This is a genomic window from Achromobacter veterisilvae (genome assembly GCF_900496975.1).
GTDB lineage: Bacteria > Pseudomonadota > Gammaproteobacteria > Burkholderiales > Burkholderiaceae_B > Achromobacter > Achromobacter veterisilvae.
In genome coordinates, this window is the sequence record NZ_UFQC01000041.1 from 41269 (window position 1) to 58754 (window position 17486).

The following is a 17486-nucleotide window of genomic DNA, read 5'->3' on the forward strand; positions in this document are numbered from 1 at the left end:
TGTAGTTGTTGTCGGCGCCTGAAGATCAGGATCGGTCCATCAGCCTGTCCGGCGAGCGCTGCAGCGTGTGGTAGCCGAATTTCTTGCGCGCCTCGGCCAGCGGCATGCCGTTCAGGGCGGCATCCAATATCCTGGTTTCCAGGGCGTGCGTTTCCAGGGCCTTGCCAAGGACCTCCTGCATGCGGGCCTGCGGCACCACCACCACACCGTCGGCGTCGCCGATCACGAGGTCTCCAGGACACACCCGCACGTCGCCCAGGCTCACGGGCTCTTCGTATGCCTGCACTTGCACCCGATCCTTGCCGGTGCGCATAAAGGCGCCGCAGGCATACAGGGGATAGCCGGCCTCATCGGCTTCGGCGGTGTCGCGGCACACGCCATGCACGACGGTGCCGGCGATGTTCTTGTGCGCGGCCAGGCGGCTGAGAATTCCGCCCCATACCGTGCAGTCCGTCCTGCCGCCGTTGTCCAGCACGGCGACGGTGCCGGGAGCAAGCCGGTCGATGAAGTCGCCCACGGTTCCGGGCTGGGCGTGGTCTATCGGCGCGAAGCGGACGGTATAGGCGCGGCCGAAGAGCTTGGCCGGCCCTGCGACGGGCCGGATGCCTGGCGCGCTGCCGGGCAGGTTGAAGTAGTCGAGGGCGTCGGATACTTCGGCGGTGGAAAGCCCGCGGCTCAGGCGCAGCCATTCGGGTTCGTTCATATCGGGAATCAACAGGGTCTCCAGGTTCCGGCGCAGGAATGCGTGCATGTGATCCCATGTTCAGCTAATGAAAAGTGGAAAGCAATCAAGCATTTTTGAGCGTAAGATCAATTTCCATGAACCTGAAATCCCTGCAATTCTTTTGCGAAGTGGTCGAGACCCGCAACGCCAATCTGGCGGCGCAGCGCTTGCATGTGGTGCCCACGGCGGTCAGCATGCAGCTTGGGCAACTGGAGGCCATGCTGGGCGCGAAAGTGTTCGACCGTTCGACGCGGCCCATGACGCTGACGCCGCTGGGGCGCTTCATCTATCCCAAGGCCAAGGCGCTGCTGGCCGATGCCCAGCGCCTTTTCGACGAAGCCCAGGACATGGCCTCGGGCCATTTCGGCTGGCTCAGCATCGGGTTCACGCGTTCGACTATTTTTTCGGTGCTGCCCGATGCGGTGCGCCGGATGAAGGTGGACCTGCCCAAGGTGCGCATCGACCTGACCGAGATCCTCAGCGAACATCAGGGGCAGGCCTTGCGCAGCGGGCTCATCCACGTCGGCCTGTCGCGCGCCATGGGGCCGCGCGCCGAAGAGGACGACCTGGATTATTTCCCGCTGTTCGATGATGCGTTGGTTGCGGCGGTGCCTTCCGCGGGGGCGTTTTCAAAGCGCAAGCGCCTTACGCCCGGCGATCTGGCCGGCATGCCTTTCATCAGCTATCCGAAGGATCCGGAAAGCAGCTTTGCCCGCTCCACCATCCAGGCGCTGGAGCAGGCCGGCGCCAGGGTGCGCGTGGGATACGAGGCGAAGGAGATTCACACCGCGCTGGGCCTGGTCGCCGCCGGCCTGGGGTATGCGCTGGTCGGCAGGTCGGTTGCCGACGACAGCCGCAGCGATATCCTGTTTCTACCCGTCCAGGGCCTGACGGCGACGGCCCAGGTCTACGCGGTGCGCGCCAAAGGCGTCTCGCACCGCCTGGCCGACGATTTCATGAAGATCATCGTGGAGCAATCGGGCGCGCGGGACCGGGCCGGGGCAACCCGGTCCGCTATTGCGGGGTAATACCCGCCGCCGTCACGATACCCCGCCATTTCTCGCCTTCGGCCGCGTTGAACCGGGCGAAGGCCTCGGGCGTGGATCCGACGGGCTTGGCGCCCATGGAGGCGTACTGGCTGATCACGTTCGGCTGGCGCAATGCCATCGCCGCGTGTTCCGCGAGCTTGGCGGCGATGGCCGGCGGCGTGCCCTTGGGGGCCCACAGGCCGTACCAGGTGCTGATGTCGAAGCCGGGGAAACCCGATTCGGCCATGGTCGGCACATCCGGGAATTCCGCCACCCGCCGCGCGACCGTGACCGCCACCGCGCGCAGCTTGCCCGATTTGATGAATGGGGTGGCCGATGGCATCGAGTCGAACATGAATTGGATCTGTCCGCCGACGAGGTCCGTCAGCGCCGGCGCGCTGCCCTTGTAGGGTACGTGCTGCATTGGCAAGCCGGTGCGCGCCTTGAAGGATTCTCCGGCAAGCTGCTGGGCCGAGGCGCTGCCGGCCGAGCCGAAATTCAATGGCTGGGCTTTCCCCAGCGCCACCAGGTCCTGCGGGGTTTTCACGGGGCTGGTCTGCGGCACCACCAGCACCAGCGGTACATCGGCTAGCTGCGTGATCGGCGTGAAGTCCTTGAACGCGTCATACCGCATGGAACGATAGATATACGGATTGATGACGTGGAGCGATGCGTTCGCCAGGAAGGTATAGCCGTCCGGCGCGGCGCGGGCCACCAGGTCCGCGCCTATCATGCCGCTGGCGCCGGGTTTGTTGTCGACGATGATGTTCTGGCCGATGGTCTTGGACATCTCGGCCGCGACCAACCGGGAGACGATGTCGGTGGGGCCGCCCGGAGGGTAGGGCACCACCATCGTGATCGGACGGTTGGGATAGTCGTCCGCGGCGCAGGCGGGAGCGATGGCCAGCGCGCCAGTGCATGCGACGGCCAGGGCAAGCGCCGCGCGCAGATTCAGGATGTTGCGTCTCGTGCTGCTGCCGCGATGGGCGGTAATGGATTGCATGGGCTAGTCTCCGATATTATTTTGAGCGCCACTTTGCCCACGACCTGACGGCTCTCCAATGCCTGGAGCGCGGCGGCGAGTTCGGCGATCGGATAGACCGCCGTTACTGCGGGATGGATGCGCTGACTGCGCGTCCAGTCGAACAGGGTCGCCATGGCCCGCTGCATGGCGGGCGCGTGGACCACGCGCTCATCCGCCGGGGTCCAGCCGATATAGCGCCCGAAAAAGAAGCCGTGCAACGCGATGTTCTTCACGAGCAGCAGGTTCAATGGCGCCTGCGGTACGTCGCCGCTGGCGAATCCCACCGACAGCATGCGCGCGTTGGCCGCCGCGGCCCGGATCGCCCGGCCGAACGCGGCGCCGCCCACGGGATCGAACACGATGTCGGCGCCGCGGCCGGCGGTCAGCGCTTTGACGGCGGCGGCCATGCCGTCGTCGGCCGCCATGGCGTGGAAGGCGCCCGCGTTACGCGCGGCCTGGCGCTTTGCCTCGGTGCTGGCGCAGGCGATGACGCGCGCGCCCAGCAGGGCGGCCAGTTCCACCGCCGCCAGGCCGACGCCCGAACCCGCTCCCAGTACCAGCACGGTCTCGCCGGGCTGCATGGCCGCGCGCCACAGCAGGCCGCAGTACGCCGTGCCGTAGGATATGGGAACGGGCAGCGCCTGGAGCGGATCGAGGCCGTCCGGCACGGCGTAGACGGTGTACTCGGGCAGCGTCAGCCGTTCGGCGTAGCAGCCCCAGCGCGCCAGCGCCACGACTCTGTCGCCGGGACGCAGGCGCGTCACCGCGCTGCCGCAGGCAAGCACCTGGCCGACGGCTTCGGTGCCTGGCACGAAAGGCATCGGCGGGCGTGTCTGGTAGCGGCCTTCTATCAGCAGCTTGGTGGCATGGCTGACGCTGGCGTAATGCACCGCGATGGTGACTTCGCTGGGGCCGGGGGATGGCGCGTCGGACGTGTCGAGCAGCGCCACGTCCCGCACCGGGCCGAATCGTTCGCAGAGCAGGGCGCGCATCAGCGGGGCTCCTTCTGGGCGCAGCCCTGCACCAGCGCGCCGGCCGCCAGCAGCGCCTGGATCTCGGGCGGGCTCCAGCCCCAATCGCCCAGGACTTCGCGGGAGTGCTGGCCTATCGCGGGCGAGGCGGCGAGCGGGCGGCGTTGCGCCAGGCCTGGAAGCGGCGCGTAAGGTAGATTGCCCACGCCGGGCTGGACCAGCGTTTGCAGGAGGCCCACGTGCGCGGCCTGCGCATGGGAGGCCAGATCGTCGTAGTCGCGCACGCGAGCATGCAGCACGTCCTCGCGCGTCAGCCGTTCGGTCCAATGGGAGGACGGCCGGGTGGCGAGCTGCGCGGCCAGCTCCCGGTGCAGTTCCTCACGCCGCTCCATGCGGCCGGCATTGTCCGCATAGGCGGGGTCGAGCAGCCATTCCGGGCGTTCCAGGGCGCGGCAGAGCCGGGCGAACTGGTCGTTGTTCAGCGCCAGCACCGACAGGCGTCCGTCGGCGGTGTCGAACACGCCGTTGGGCGCGCTCACCGGTCCGGCGCGGCGCGCGCCCGCCATGCCGTAAGCCAGGATGTCGTTGGCCTGCAGCGCGGCGCAAGCCTGGAACAGGCTCAGTTGGACGTGTCCGCCCGTCCCTGTCCGGGCCTGCCGGTACAGCGCCGCCATGGCCGCCTGCGCGGCGTAAAGCGCGGTGGCGATATCGGCCATCAGTACGCCGATGCGGCGCGGCACGCCCGCCTCGTCCTGGTTGGCGTACATCAGGCCGCTGTCGGCCTGCATGACGGAATCGGACGCGGGGGCGTTGGCGTAGGGGCCGTCTTCGCCGTAGCCGCTGATCGATACGTACACCAGGCCGGGCGCCCTGGGCGCCAGGTCCTGGTAACCCACGCCCATGCGGGCGGCCACGCCCGGCCGGAAATTCTGGATCAATACGTCGGCGCTGTCTGCCAGGCGGCGCAGCGCCTCGCGCCCTGCTGGGTGGCGGGCGTCCAGGCAGACGCCGCGCTTGCCTGCGTTATAGGCCGTGGACAGCGCGCTGTGCGCGCCGGCCACGGTGCCCACGTGGCGGCCCCAGTCGCCGGCGGGAGGCTCCACCTTGACGACCTCCGCCCCGTGCTGCCACAGCATCTGCGCGCAATACGGGCCGGCGATGCCCTGGCTGATATCGAGCACGCGCAGGCCGAAAAAAGGACCGTGGTTCACTTCGGCGGCAACGGCGGAGTCCATGGCATTCCGGGGAAAGAGTCGATGAGCCGATGGTAGACTCGGCCCGTCGGCTGGACAATCTGCGTAGTTGTGCCTTGAATGGTGAACCATGATTGACAAAGAGCTGGACCTGAATCTGGTGAGGCTGTTCGTCGCAATGGTCGAGTCGCGCAATCTCAGCGCCGCCGCCGATCGCTGCGGCATGACGCGTTCGAACATGTCGCATCGGCTGAAACGGCTGGAACTGGCAATGGGGTCTCAGTTGCTGCGCCGCACGACCCGGCATGTCGAACTGACGCAGGCTGGTCAGTTGCTCTACCAGCACGGCGTGCGCCTGCTGGACGAAATGCGCGCGGCCCAGGCCTCCATCCACAGCCTGGACGGCAGCGTGCGCGGCGATGTCCGCATCCGCCTGCCGACGGGCCTGGGCCATTTGTACCTGGCGCCCGTGCTGCTCGATTTCACGCGCCGCTATCCGGATATTTCATTGCGCGTACACATCAATGACGCCATCGGCGACCTGGTGTCGGCCGAGGTCGACATGGCGTTGAAGATCACCTCCGCGCCGCCGGAAGACCATGTCGCGCGCCGCATCTGCGACGTGCAATGGTGTCTGTGCGCCACGCCTGCTTTCCTGAGCGACCACGGCCCCATCGTGCAATTGGAGCAACTGGGCCGCTGTACGCTGATTGCGCCCCAATCGCTGGGCAGGCGCTTCGATCTGCGTTGCAAGCGCGCTCATGGCGATCCCCTGCTGCTGCGCGTGGCGCCGCGCCTGCAATCCGGGGACTATCCGTTCCTGCGTGACGCGGTGCTCGCGAGCCTGGGCGTCGCGCTGCTTCCGCGCTATGCTGTGTGGAGCCAGTTGCGCGAGGGCGCGCTGGTCGAAGTGCTGCCCGAGCTGGAGCCCGAAGGCGTGGGCGATGCGATCTACCTGCTGACCGCGCCCAATCGTTTTCCGTCAGTGGCGACGCGCACCCTCGTGGACCACTTGCGCGAGCACATCGAACGCCATCGCGGCGATTGGCAGCGTGCACAGGCTGGTCAGGCGGAGCCTCCCGCCGTTCAATAGCGTCCCGTCGGCAGCACGTCGGCCAGCCACGCGCCGGGCGGGCTTTGCGCGCGGCCGGCCCCTGGCGCACGCCTCAGCCCGCCTGGACGTATCCCGTGGCGCGGATCATTTCCCTGTGCTTCGCGATTTCGGCCGCGTAGGCGGCGGCCGCCTCGTCCAGGCTCATGCGGGGCGAGACGTTGCGGCCGTCCGCCTCCAGCTTGGCGACGACGTCTCGGTTCTCCAGGGCTTGCCCGATGGCCTTGTTCAGCGCTTCCTTGATCGCGAGCGGGGTTCCCTTCTTCACGTAGTAGCCGGCGTAGCTGGCGTATTCGAAGTTGGCCAGGGCCGGCGTTTCGGTGATGCTGGGCACTTTCGCCAGCACCGCGGGCCTGTTGCGGGACAGGACCGCAAGCGCCTTGAAGCGGCCGCCCTGGATCATCTCCAGCATCGAAGCCTGGAAGGGCATGATGCTGAAGTCGATCTGGCCGCCCGCCAGATCCTGGATGACGGGCGCCGTGCCGCTGTAGGGCACGTGGGTGAAGGGTACCTTCACGGTCTTGCCCAGGTACTCGGTGATCAGGTGATAGAGCGAGCCGACGCCCACCGTTCCGTAGGTCAGGGAGTTCGATGCGTCGTGCTCGCCGGCCAGTTTCAGGAATTCATCCACGGTGTTGGCGGGCAGGCCGGCGCGCACCAGCAGCACCAGGTGCGTCACGGTGATGGGCTGGATGCTCTCGAAGGCGTCCGGCTGGTAGCGCACGGCGCGATTGGTCAGGGGCGGAAGAATCAGTTCGTTCTGCGTGCCCTGGAAGAACACGCCGCCGTCGGCCTTGGCGTTCAGCACTTTCGAGGCGGCGATGGTGCCGGTGGCGCCGCCCAGGTTCTCGACCACGACGCGCGCGCCCAGGCTGTCGCCTATCGGGCCGCTGAGGATGCGGGCGCTGACGTCGCTGGGGCCGCCGGCGGGATAGGGGACCATCATGCTGACCGGCCCGGCCGGATAGGCTTGCGCGTGCGCGGTTTTCATCCATGCGGCGGGGGCCAACGCCAGCGCCGTGCCGGCCTTGAGGAGGGCGCGGCGTGTCTGCAATGCGTGTGAAGTCATGAAAAGCACCTGGTGAGAATGCCGGGCGGAAAGGCCGCGACGTTTGCGCCGCTTACCACTGGGTGTGGGCAAGCCGCAGTATCGTGTTGAGCACCGCCTGCCCGCGAGGGACGATGGTGCCGATCTCGCAATATTCATCCTGCGTGTGGAACTTCCCGCCCACGGGGCCCGTGCCGCACAGCGTGATGGCGCCCAGGCTGGACGTCACGCCCGAGTCCGCGCAGCCGCCGCTGAACTCGGCTTCCGCCTTGTGGCCGATCGCGCCCAGTTCGGCCTGGTACAGCTCGAACAGCCTGCGGGACTGGGCGGTGGGCACGAAGGGCTTGAATTCGCCGGTGATGTCCAGCCTGGACAAGGTGCCGGTGATGAAGGGTCTGTCGCAAATGCAGCGGATCTTGCCGACCAGGGATTCGCGCTGTTCGAGGTCGAAGATGCGCAGGTCGATCGCGGCGGTGGCGGAGGGCGCGGAAGTATTGACGGACAGGCCGCCGTTCACCAGGCCGACGTTGACGGTGACGCCCGCGTCCAGGTCGGTCAAGGCGTCCAGCGCCACGACTTTGTGCGCCAGTTCGGAGATCGCGCTGATGCCCTCGGCGAAGTTCGCGCCGGAGTGCGCCGCCTTGCCTTCGATTTCCATGTTGAAGAACACGCCGCCCTTGCGTCCGGTCACGACGTTGCCGGACGGGCGTCCCGGTTCGGCGTTGAACACGAAGCCCGCCAGCTTGCCGAAATGCGCGATCGCGTCCTTGCTGAGCGGCGATCCGATTTCCTCGTCGCAGGTGAACAGGCCGGTGACTTCCGGAGCGCCTTCGCCGTAGCGGGCGAGGGCGGCCAGCAGGAAGGCGTTCATGACGATGCCCGACTTCATGTCGGCCACGCCCGGGCCGTAGGCGCGGGCCCCGTCGATGCGGAAGGGCCTGCGGGCCGCCTCGCCCGCCGGGAAGACGGTGTCGCAATGCCCCATCAGCAATACGGGCTTGCCCGTGGGGCTCGCGCGGTTCACGGTGACGGAGATCGCGGCTTCGACGCCGCCTGCGTAGTGGGAGACCGTTTCCAGCCCGTGCGCCGCGAAGAACGATTCCAGCCGCCGGAATACGCGCGCCACGCCGGGTTTGTCAAAACTGCCTGAGTCGATATTGACGATATCCTCCAGCAGCGCAAGCATTTCCGGCTGCCGGCTTTCGAGCCATTGCGCCGCGGTGAGTCCGGCCTCGAGATTCATTGCGTGTTCCTCAGGTATTGTTATTTAATACTTGGTATTATTATGTGCTACTTGAGAAAACCCGTACATTAGGTAAAACGATGACGACCAACGCACTGTACGTAGGGTCCGTGGGCAAGGCCTTCCGGGTCCTGGACTGTTTCAAGAACGCATCGGGCGACCTCGGCCTGATGGAGATCATGGCCATGAGCGGCCTGGACAAGAGCGCGGCCCAGCGCTACGCGCACACCTTGTGCGCCGAAGGCTATCTCGAGCAGAACGCGCAGACGCGGCGCTACAGGCTGGGCACGGGCATGCTCAACCTGACCTTCCATTTCCTGCGCATGCATGCGCTGGTCGAGGCGCTCAATCCCATCATGCTGGAACTGTCGAAGTCCACGGGCGAGAAGATCAGCCTGTCCCTGCTGGATGGCAACGAACTGGTCCACGTCATGCGGCACCAGACCCACACCGAGCACTACCATGCATCGCTGGTCGGGCGGCGCGTCCCGCTCTACTGCACGGCGGGCGGGCGGGCCGTGCTGTCACGGCTGGAGGAGGCCGAGGCGTCGTCCCGCCTGGCGGCCGTGGAATTGGCAGCCCATACGCCCAAGACCCTGATTGCCGCCAAGGCGGTCAAGGCCGAGGTGAAGAAGGCCCGCGACCAGGGCTATGCCCTGGTCGTCGACGAGTTCATCGTGGGAGAGGTCAGCCTGGCCGCAGCGGTGACGAATGCGCAGGGCTCGCCTTACGGGGCCCTGCACCTGTCGGGTTCGTCCAATGCCTGGACCGGAAAGGACTACGCCGCGAAGTTCGCGCCGTTCCTGCTGCATGCGATCGCGCAGTTCGAGCGCCGCAATCCGCCCGAGTAGGCCGGCGCCGCGCGTCAGCCCTGCGAAGGCTTGTCCGCGGCGGCATGCAGGAAGTTCTGTTCCAGCACGCTGAGCACGCGGTTCAGGGTGTCGATGTCGGCCGCGGACAGTCCCTTGAGCGACTCTTCGAAGAAGGCCGCGCGCCTGGGCAGGGCGTCGTTCACGACCGCCTGCCCCGCCGGCGTGAGGCTGGCGTTGGTCAGGCGGTTGTCCTGCGGATCCACGGCGCGCGCAATCCAGCCCAGCTTTTCCATGGCCTGCAGTTGGCGCGTGAGGGAAGCGGGATCCAGGCGGCAGCGTTCCGCCAGGTGTTTCTGCGAACACTGGCCGCATTCATGCAAGGCCAGGAGGATGCGCCAGCGGGGCAGGGCGTGGCCGACCCGGCCGCTGAACGCGCTCTGCATGACGCGGTAGGTCAGGCCCATGTGCTGGATGACCTGCAGGCCTTGTTGCTGTTTCGGCAAAAGCTATTCTCCGACGCTGGCCGGCTCCGGCTTGGAGGGGCGGACCAATTGAACCGGGGGCACGCGCCGCACGCACCAGAGGGCGAAGACGGCGACGGCCAGGGCGATGAGCTGCCCTTCATGGATGGCGCTGACGAGCGCGACCCGCGCGATCTCGATCAGCGACGTTCCATCCTGGCCCTGGTGCGCCAATTGTGCCAGGAACTGCGTCTGCGCCTCGGGATTGACCAGCATCTGGGGATCGTTCAGTTCCGGCAGCCAGCGGGCGGACGCCCCGCGCAGGGTGGATTCGACTCCGCTGAAATAGCTGTGGCTGACCATGGTGCCGACGATCGCCGTGCCCAGCATGCCGCCGATCATGCGCAGGGATTGCAGCAGCGCGGTCGCGATGCCCAGGTGGCTGCGGCCCGCGGTCTGCTGGGCGAAGACCGTGAGGTTGGGCATGATGAAGCCCATGCCCAGCCCGGCCATCAGCATGTACGCGGCGATGACCGCGTGCGAGGTATAGCTGTGGGTGGTGACGATGCCCAGGCACGACAGCGCCATCAGGATGAAGCCCGCGTACAGCATGCGGTTCGGATGGCGGATCCGGGTGATGATCCGGCCGTTCACGATGCTGCCCACGGTGATGAAGACGACCATGGGCGTGATGAGCAGCCCCGCTTCCTGGGGCGACAGGCCGAAGCCGCCCTGCAGCAGCAGCGGCGCGTAGAACAGCAGCGAATACATGGTCACGCCGACCAGCAGCGCCAGCGTGAACAGCATGGCCAGGCCGCGGTTGCGGAACATGTCCAGCGGCAGCAGCGGGTGCGGGCAGCGTTTTTCCCACCAGTACAGCAGGGCGAAGGCGGCGGCGCTGCCCGCGCCGAGCAGCAGGATCGCGCCGCTCAGCCCTTCCTGGGGCAGCAATTCGACCAGCAACTGGAGGGAACCCAGGGCCAGCGCGACCAGCAGCGCGCCCTGCCAGTCCAGGCGCACGGGGCCGGCCGTGTGGTTGCGCAGGTGCGGCAGGTAGCGCGTGACGAACCAGAGGCCCAGGGCGCCGATGGGCAGGTTCACGTAGAAGACCGAACGCCAGCCGTAGTGTTCCGTCAGCGCGCCGCCCAGGGTCGGGCCCACCGCGTTGGCGATGCCGAAGGCGGAACTGAGCATGACCTGCCAGCGCAGCCGCACGTGGGGGTCGGGGAACAGGTCGGGGATGGAGGCGAACGCGGTGCCCACCAGCATGCCGCCGCCGATGCCCTGCAGCGCCCGGGCCAGCACCAGGGTGAGCATGCTGTCGGCCGCGCCGCACAGCGCCGAGGCCAGGGTGAAGAGCACGATGGCCGTCACGACGAACGGCTTGCGCCCGTAGTAGTCGCCCAGCCGGCCGAAGATGGGAACGGTGATGACGGAGGTCAGCAGGTAAGACGTCGCTACCCATGCATACAGTTCGAAGCCCTTGAGTTCGGCCACAATCGTGGGCAGCGCCGTGCCCACCACGGTCTGGTCGATGGCGACCATCATCATGACGAAGCACATGCCGAGCATGGCGAGCAGGGTTTGCCGGAAGGGAAGCACCTGGCCGGGTGAGTGCGGGGTGCCGGAAGCGGGGGCGGGCATTGTTGGATAGATCAATGATTGATGTGTCAATCATTCTAGCCCTACAATGCGGCGGACAGAAAACCGTCAGCTTTCCCGCCCGGTTTTTCGCGGGGCCGGGGGCCCGCGGCCCAGGATATTCCGGGGAATGTCCCGGCGGCCTCGCGAAGCCGGCCCGATTTGTTACGATAGCGTTATCTGTGCGCCGGCCGGGCCGGCGCCATTCACCTGGCCTTCCTTGGCAGACCCTCCCCGTTTTGGCGCCGCGGCCCTGGCTCGGCAAGAGCGAGGGCACGCCTGAAAGGCCGACGGCGTCACATGCCCGGCGGTTTTTTCCTCCGGCAAAGCACCATCCCCGCGTTCCGGCGCGATGGACGGCATTCAAGGATTTCCAGTCGAGGTACCGACGGGGCGGCAATGAAAACGTGGTTCAAGCGCATTTTGATAGGCCTGGTGGTGTTGGTTGTCGTGGCCGTCGTTGGCCTGGCCATCTTCTTGCTGACATTCGACCCCAATGCGTACAAGTACAAGCTGGAAGAGCTTGTCCAGCAACGCTATCACCGCACGCTGACGATCGACGGCGAGATCGAGCTGTCGCTGTTCCCGCGCATCGGGCTGTCGGTGCAGGGCGTGTCGCTGTCCGAGCCGGATAGCGCCGAGACCTTCGCTTCCATCGAAAGCACCCGCCTGGCGGTCGCGGTGTGGCCCTTGCTGTCCAACAGCTTCGTGGTGGACCACGTGGCCATCAGCGGCCTCAAGGCGCGCGTGATCCGGGACAAGCAGGGCATGTTCAATTTCAGCAACCTCGTGGGCGGCACCTCGCCGATCACGGCGGTGCCGGCCAATCCGGCGGAAGCGCTGGTGGGCGCGGCCCAGACCGCGGCGCAGGCCATCACCAACGGCAGCCTGCCGCAGCCGCGCAACAACATGCAGATCGACATCGCCGGCCTGGACCTGAAGGACGGCGAAGTGCAATTGCAGGACGCCATCACCGGCATGGCGGTGGCCGTCACCAAGATCAACGCCAATACCGGCCGCGTCACGTTCAACCAGCCGTTCGACGTGCGCCTGACCGCGCGCGTCGAAGGCGGCAACCCGCGGGTCGACGCCAACCTGACCGGCCAGGCCTTGCTGACGCTGGACCCATCCGCCAAGCGCTATGCCGCGCAGAAGCTCGACCTGCGCATGGACGGCAAGCTGCCGGGCGCGGAAGCCAAGAGCCTGGCCATGCGCGGCAACCTGGCGTTCAACGGCCAGAAGTCGGCGCTGGACGTGGCCGGCCTGGAAGTCGTGTTCCAGGGCGACGTCACCGATCCCGCCGCGCGCGCCACCAATGTGGAAGCCAGCGTCGCCATGCCCAAGCTCTCGATCGACCCGCACAAGAGCCAGTTGCAGATCGAAAAGCTGGCCATCCGCGCCAAGGGCGGCGTGGCCGACGGCCCGTTCGAAGTCGCCGTGGACGCGCCGGCGCTCAATATCTCCCCCGCCTCGGCCACCGGCGAGGCGCTGACCGGCCGCGTGCGCCTCGCCGGCCTGGACGCCAGCTTCGGCCTGAACGGTATCAGCGGCAACGCCGGCGAGCTCGACATCAAGGAAGCCAAGCTGGACAGCACGTCCAAGAACGGCGAACGCGTGGTCAAGCTGAACTTCGCCTCGCCGCTGTCGCTGAATCTCCTGCAGCGCAGCGGCGGCCTGTCCGCCTTGCGCGGTGATGTGAACATCACAGACCCGGGGCTGCCCAAGGGCAGCCTGCAGATCCCCGTGATCGGCAGCGTGACGGCCGATCTGCTGAAGGACCAGGCGACCAGCAAGATCAACGCGGTGCTGGAGGGCGGCAAGTTCGACCTGAGCGCCGACATCACCAAGCTGAGCGACGCGCCCCGCGTGAATTTCGCGCTGGCCGTGGATACGTTGGACCTGGACAAACTGGTGCCGCCCGCGGCGGCGCCCGCAGCCAAGCCGCCCGCCGAAGGCAAGAAGGACGAAAGCAAGCCGGCGCAGCCCGCGCCGGCGCCCGCCGACGATTCGATCAACCTGTCCGCGCTGATCGGCCCGAGCGTCAACGGCACGCTGAAAGTCGGCAAGCTGGTGGTGCGCGGCCTGAAGGCCGACGACGTCGGGGCCTCGGTGAAGCTGGACAAGGGCAAGCTGGAAATCACCAGCCTGACGGCGGGCCTGTACGGCGGCAAGCTGGCGGGCGCCCTGACGGTCGACGCCGCGCAGGGCAACCAGTTGGCCACCAAGATGTCGCTGGCGGGCATTGCGATCGAACCGTTCCTGATGGACCTGGCGCGCCAGAACGTGCTTAGCGGCACGGGCAGCCTGGCGCTGGACCTGAAGACGGCCGGCGCCAACGCCTATGCCCTGAAGAGCGGCCTGGGCGGCACCCTGCAACTGCGCCTGCGCGACGGCGCGGTCAAGGGCATCAACCTCACGCAGACGCTGCGCGAACTGAAGGCGGCGTTCAAGCCTGAGTCGCAGGACGAGACCGTTGCCGCCGACACCAGCAAGCAGACGGCATTCTCCGAGATGGACGCGGACCTGGCGTTCACCAAGGGCGTGGCCGCCGTGAAGCGCCTGAACGTCGTTTCGCCCCTGCTGCGCGTGACGCAGGGCGAGCCGGCCACGATCGATTTCGTCAAGAGCGAACTGGACCTGGTGGCGCGCGCGCGCGTGGTCAATCCGGCCGCCGATCCCGAAGGCAAGGAACTGATCGACCTGAAGGACGTGACCATCCCCGTGCACGTCAAGGGGCCGTTCGAGAAGCCGTCCTACACGCTGCTCTGGAAAGACGCAGTGGGCTCCATCCTGAAGCGCAGCCTGGAGAACAAGCTGCGCGAAGCCGTCACCGGCAAAGGCAAGAACGGCGGCGCCGTCGACAAGGCATTGAAGGGACTGCTGGGCAAATGAGCGCCGAACACTTCCAACCCATTGCCGAATGCGGGGTCACGCCGCAGCCGGAGGCCGCCGGCTATCATCGCCAGTGGCTGATCGCCAACGATTCCGGGCAGTGGCTGAACCGCGGCCTGTGCCCCCGGCTGGCCGAGGTGTCGGTCGAACTGCGGCTGGGCTACCTGGTGCTGAAGGCGCCCGGCATGCTGCGCATGGATATCCCGCTGGACGTCATCGAAGACGACGACAGCGTGCGCTACAGCATGAAGGTCGGTGAACAGGCCATCGACGTGATCGACGAAGGGGAGCTGGCCGCCGCCTGGATCTCCAACTTCGTGCAGGTGCCTTGCCGCATCATGAAGGTGCACCCCGACACGCCCGTGGCGGCCTGGCCCGCCTAGCGTCAGGCCTTCGCGCCGGCGCGCTTGTATTCGAATGCCGCGTGGGCCAGCAGGCCCGCCACCAGGCCCCAGAAGGCCGACCCGATTCCCCAGAAGCTGAAACCGGACGCCGTGGCCAGCAGCGTGATGAGCGCGGCTTCGCGGCGCTGCGGATTGGCCATGGCCGCGGCCATGCCGCCCATGATGGTACCCAGCAGGGCCAGGCCGGCCAGCGCCGCCAGCAGGGCGGGGGGCAGGGCCTGGAAGAACACCGCCACGGCGCCCGCCACGACGCTCAGCGCGACGTAGCCCAGGCCGTAGGTGGCGGCGGCGATATAGCGCTTGCCGGCATCTGGATGGGCCTCCGGGCCGGTGCAGATGGCCGCGCTGATCGCGCCCATGGTGACGCTGTGCGCGCCGAAGGGCGCGGCCAGCAGACCCAGCAGGCCGGTGGCCGCCACCAGCCGCGAAGCGGGAGGGCGATAGCCGGCGGCCTGCAGGATGGCCAGGCCGGGGAGGTTCTGCGACGCCATGGCCACGACGAACAACGGAATGCCCAGGCTGACCGCGGCCTGCGCGCTGAAGGCGGGCGTGGTCCAGACGAATTCGGTGAAGCGCCAGTCCAGCAGGTCCAGCCGCATCAAGTCCAGCGCGAACGCGATGGCGATCGCCACCAGCATGACCGCCAGCACCGCGTAGCGCGGCGCCAGGCGCCGGCAGACCAGATAGGAGGCGCACATCGCGAGCACCAGCACGGGCTGGTGGTCGATGCTGCCGAAGATGCCCATGCCGAAATTGAGCAGCACGCCGGCCAGCATGGCCGCCGCGATCTCGCCGGGAATGCGGCGCAGGATGGGGTCGATCCAGCCGAACAGGCCGCAGGCGAGCGTCAGGGCGGCCGCCAGCACGAAGGCCCCGATGGCTTCATTGAAGGGCACGCCGGCCAGCGCCGTGACGAGCAGCGCCGCTCCGGGGGTGGACCAGGCCATGACGATGGGCAGGCCGGTGCGCAGGCTGTAGACGGCGCCGCCGAACCCGAACGCCAGGCTCAGCGAGCCGATCCAGGAACCGATGCGCGCCGCGTCCAGCCCGGCGGTGTGGCCCGCCTGCACCATCAGCACGGCGGTGCCGCCGAAGCTGACCAGGACGGCGACCAGGCCCGCGGCGATGGCAGACGCGGAAATGTCGCGGCGGGCGTGGTGGCGGGAAGGGGGGAGGTCGATGCTGGACTGCGCCGCGTCGCTCATGCGGCACCAGTGAGGCGGCGGTACTTGGCCATGAGCTGTTCCTGGCCTTCATTCCACTGCGGGTGCAGTTCGATGCACTCCACCGGGCAGACCACCTTGCATTGCGGCTCGTCGTGGTGGCCGACGCATTCGGTGCAGCGGTCAGGATCGATCACGTAATAGTCCGCGCCCATGGAAATTGCCTCGTTCGGGCACTGGGGCTCGCAAACGTCGCAATTGATGCATTCTTCGGTGATGGTCAGGGCCATGGCGGACTGCGGTATGGGCGGGTGGGGCGATAACCATTGTACCGCCGCCGTACGCCCGGGCGGCGCAGCGCGGGAAGGGCGCCGGCAGCGCCCTTCCGGGGAGGGTGCGGCGCGGGCCCCTCAGCCCGGCCAGGACTGTTCGCGGCGTTCCTTGGCCTTTTCCTGCAGCCAGCGCTCGACCGACGGGAACACGAACTTGCTCACGTCGCCGCCCAGTTGGGCGATTTCGCGCACGATGGTGCCCGAGATGAACTGGTATTGGTCCGAAGGCGTCATGAACAGCGTTTCGACGTCCGGCAGCAGATGGCGGTTCATGCCGGCCATCTGGAATTCGTATTCGAAGTCGGACACGGCGCGCAGGCCGCGCACGATGACGCGGCCGCCCTGGTCGCGCACGAAGTCCTTGAGCAGGCCGCCGAAGCTCTGCACTTCCACGTTGGGATAGTGCCCCAGCACTTCGCGCGCGATTTCCACGCGCTCTTCGATGCTGAAGAAAGGCTTCTTATTGCGGCTAATGGCGATGCCCACCACGACTTTGTCGAAAAGCGTGGCCGCACGGCGGACCAGGTCTTCGTGGCCTCTGGTCAGCGGGTCGAAAGTGCCGGGATATACAGCGGTGATCATGCGAGCTCCGTACCGTTATTAGTGGTGTACACCATCCTCCGAAGCCCGGATTATTGATCTATTTGCGCAATGCAGCAAATTCCAGGAGGTGGTAGTGGACCGCACCCGCCTTGTCCTGCCGCAAAATCGTGAATCCTTCCGGGGCTTCGATGGGGGTTTCCGCCTCGACGTAGACCAGCCCATGCTCGGTCAGGATACCCGGAAGCAGGGGCCAGAGGCGCGGAAGCCAGCCCTGGCCGAAGGGAGGATCCAGCAGGATGAGGTCGAACCGGGACGCATCCATGCGCTCGGTCACCTGCATGGCGTCGCCCACATGGATGCGTATCATGTCGGCTTTGAGTTTGTCGCGCAGTGTCCGCAGCGCGGACGCCGCGGTCCTGTCCCGCTCGACCATCTGCACGTGCGCCACCCCGCGCGACGCCGCTTCGAAGCCCAGCGCGCCGCTGCCGGCGAACAGGTCCAGCACCTGCTTGTCGGCGAATTCGCCGCCCCACAGGTGGGTCAGCCAGTTGAACAGCGTTTCGCGGACCCGGTCGGGCGTGGGGCGCAACGTTTCAACGTCGGGCACGGCAATGGGGGTGCGCCTGTATTGGCCCCCGACGATACGAATATACTTGTTACCCATGTTCAGCCGCTTCTTCAAGAAAAAAACCCCTCCGCCCGCCGCGCCGGCCCAGCCCGCGCCGCCGCCGGAGGCAGTAGACGCCGTCCCCGCGCCGGCGGAACCCGCCGCCGCTCCGGTCATTCCCGCACCGCCGCCACCGCCCCAGCCCGAGGCGCTTGCGCCGGCACCGGCCGAACCGCCCGTCGAGCCGGCCGCGGCCCCGGCGGCAACGCCTGTTTCCGCGCCCGCTCCG

General features: G+C 67.4%; 17 protein-coding genes. 5 read left to right on the plus strand and 12 right to left on the minus strand.

What is annotated here, in order from left to right:
• Window positions 1–25: 25 nt before the first annotated feature.
• Window positions 26–751: an RraA family protein gene (locus AVE30378_RS26940; RefSeq protein WP_129245386.1), complete on the minus strand. Its 726-nt coding sequence runs from the start codon at window positions 749–751 to the stop codon at window positions 26–28.
• A gap of 68 nt (window positions 752–819) precedes the next feature.
• Here AVE30378_RS26940 and AVE30378_RS26945 point away from each other — a divergent pair, with 68 nt between their 5' ends.
• Window positions 820–1752 carry a LysR family transcriptional regulator gene (locus AVE30378_RS26945; RefSeq protein WP_129245388.1) on the plus strand — a complete coding sequence of 311 codons (933 nt, stop codon included), beginning with the start codon at window positions 820–822 and terminating at the stop codon, window positions 1750–1752.
• On the opposite strand, the gene AVE30378_RS26950 is transcribed toward AVE30378_RS26945, so the two are convergent.
• Genes AVE30378_RS26950 through AVE30378_RS26960 form a run of 3 tightly spaced genes read right to left on the minus strand, consistent with a single transcriptional unit; the run spans window position 1739 to window position 4982 of the window.
• The gene (locus tag AVE30378_RS26950) at window positions 1739–2755 is read right to left on the minus strand and encodes a Bug family tripartite tricarboxylate transporter substrate binding protein (RefSeq protein ID WP_129245391.1); all 1017 of its coding nucleotides are present in this window, start codon (window positions 2753–2755) and stop codon (window positions 1739–1741) included. The two genes, AVE30378_RS26945 and AVE30378_RS26950, sit on opposite strands and share 14 nt — an antisense overlap.
• On the minus strand, window positions 2704–3768 hold the full coding sequence (locus tag AVE30378_RS26955) for an NADPH:quinone oxidoreductase family protein (protein ID WP_129245393.1): 1065 nt from the start codon (window positions 3766–3768) through the stop codon (window positions 2704–2706). Before AVE30378_RS26955 ends, AVE30378_RS26950 begins: the two co-directional genes overlap by 52 nt.
• On the minus strand, window positions 3768–4982 hold the full coding sequence (locus AVE30378_RS26960; RefSeq protein WP_244235160.1) for a CaiB/BaiF CoA transferase family protein: 1215 nt from the start codon (window positions 4980–4982) through the stop codon (window positions 3768–3770). Before AVE30378_RS26960 ends, AVE30378_RS26955 begins: the two co-directional genes overlap by 1 nt.
• A gap of 88 nt (window positions 4983–5070) precedes the next feature.
• Between AVE30378_RS26960 and AVE30378_RS26965 the strand changes: the two genes are divergently transcribed.
• Entirely contained in the window at window positions 5071–6033 is a 963-nt protein-coding gene (locus tag AVE30378_RS26965) for a LysR family transcriptional regulator (protein ID WP_129245396.1), read from the plus strand.
• Window positions 6034–6106: 73 nt separating this feature from the next.
• On the opposite strand, the gene AVE30378_RS26970 is transcribed toward AVE30378_RS26965, so the two are convergent.
• Together AVE30378_RS26970 and AVE30378_RS26975 are read right to left on the minus strand one after the other, a co-directional pair.
• Entirely contained in the window at window positions 6107–7120 is a 1014-nt protein-coding gene (locus AVE30378_RS26970) for a Bug family tripartite tricarboxylate transporter substrate binding protein (RefSeq protein WP_129245398.1), read from the minus strand.
• Between the two features lie 52 nt (window positions 7121–7172).
• The gene (locus tag AVE30378_RS26975) at window positions 7173–8342 is read right to left on the minus strand and encodes a M20 family metallopeptidase (protein WP_244235161.1); all 1170 of its coding nucleotides are present in this window, start codon (window positions 8340–8342) and stop codon (window positions 7173–7175) included.
• 80 nt (window positions 8343–8422) lie between these two features.
• On the opposite strand from AVE30378_RS26975, the gene AVE30378_RS26980 reads away from it, so the two are divergent.
• Entirely contained in the window at window positions 8423–9193 is a 771-nt protein-coding gene (locus tag AVE30378_RS26980) for an IclR family transcriptional regulator (RefSeq protein WP_129245402.1), read from the plus strand.
• Between the two features lie 14 nt (window positions 9194–9207).
• On the opposite strand, the gene AVE30378_RS26985 is transcribed toward AVE30378_RS26980, so the two are convergent.
• Together AVE30378_RS26985 and AVE30378_RS26990 are read right to left on the minus strand one after the other, a co-directional pair.
• Complete coding sequence (locus tag AVE30378_RS26985) at window positions 9208–9657, minus strand: MarR family winged helix-turn-helix transcriptional regulator (RefSeq protein ID WP_129245404.1); 450 nt, start codon at window positions 9655–9657, stop codon at window positions 9208–9210.
• Window positions 9658–9660: 3 nt separating this feature from the next.
• A complete protein-coding gene (locus AVE30378_RS26990; protein ID WP_129245406.1) occupies window positions 9661–11259 on the minus strand; it encodes an MDR family MFS transporter in 1599 nt (532 codons plus the stop codon).
• Window positions 11260–11655: 396 nt separating this feature from the next.
• Here AVE30378_RS26990 and AVE30378_RS26995 point away from each other — a divergent pair, with 396 nt between their 5' ends.
• Complete coding sequence (locus tag AVE30378_RS26995) at window positions 11656–14148, plus strand: AsmA family protein (protein WP_129245408.1); 2493 nt, start codon at window positions 11656–11658, stop codon at window positions 14146–14148.
• Complete coding sequence (locus AVE30378_RS27000; RefSeq protein ID WP_129245410.1) at window positions 14145–14531, plus strand: MOSC N-terminal beta barrel domain-containing protein; 387 nt, start codon at window positions 14145–14147, stop codon at window positions 14529–14531. The genes AVE30378_RS26995 and AVE30378_RS27000 overlap by 4 nt, the downstream gene beginning before the upstream one ends.
• A gap of 2 nt (window positions 14532–14533) precedes the next feature.
• On the opposite strand, the gene AVE30378_RS27005 is transcribed toward AVE30378_RS27000, so the two are convergent.
• The 4 genes from AVE30378_RS27005 to rsmD all read right to left on the minus strand — a co-directional run bounded on the left by AVE30378_RS27005 (window position 14534) and on the right by rsmD (window position 17254).
• Window positions 14534–15757, minus strand: a complete 1224-nt coding sequence (locus tag AVE30378_RS27005) for a benzoate/H(+) symporter BenE family transporter (RefSeq protein WP_165360314.1) — start codon at window positions 15755–15757, stop codon at window positions 14534–14536.
• Window positions 15754–16005 (minus strand): YfhL family 4Fe-4S dicluster ferredoxin, encoded by a 252-nt coding sequence (locus AVE30378_RS27010; protein ID WP_129245412.1) that lies wholly within the window; start codon window positions 16003–16005, stop codon window positions 15754–15756. Before AVE30378_RS27010 ends, AVE30378_RS27005 begins: the two co-directional genes overlap by 4 nt.
• A 120-nt stretch (window positions 16006–16125) precedes the next feature.
• The gene (gene coaD, locus AVE30378_RS27015; protein ID WP_043546238.1) at window positions 16126–16629 is read right to left on the minus strand and encodes a pantetheine-phosphate adenylyltransferase; all 504 of its coding nucleotides are present in this window, start codon (window positions 16627–16629) and stop codon (window positions 16126–16128) included.
• A gap of 58 nt (window positions 16630–16687) precedes the next feature.
• On the minus strand, window positions 16688–17254 hold the full coding sequence (gene rsmD, locus AVE30378_RS27020; RefSeq protein ID WP_129245414.1) for a 16S rRNA (guanine(966)-N(2))-methyltransferase RsmD: 567 nt from the start codon (window positions 17252–17254) through the stop codon (window positions 16688–16690).
• Window positions 17255–17486: the final 232 nt, after the last annotated feature.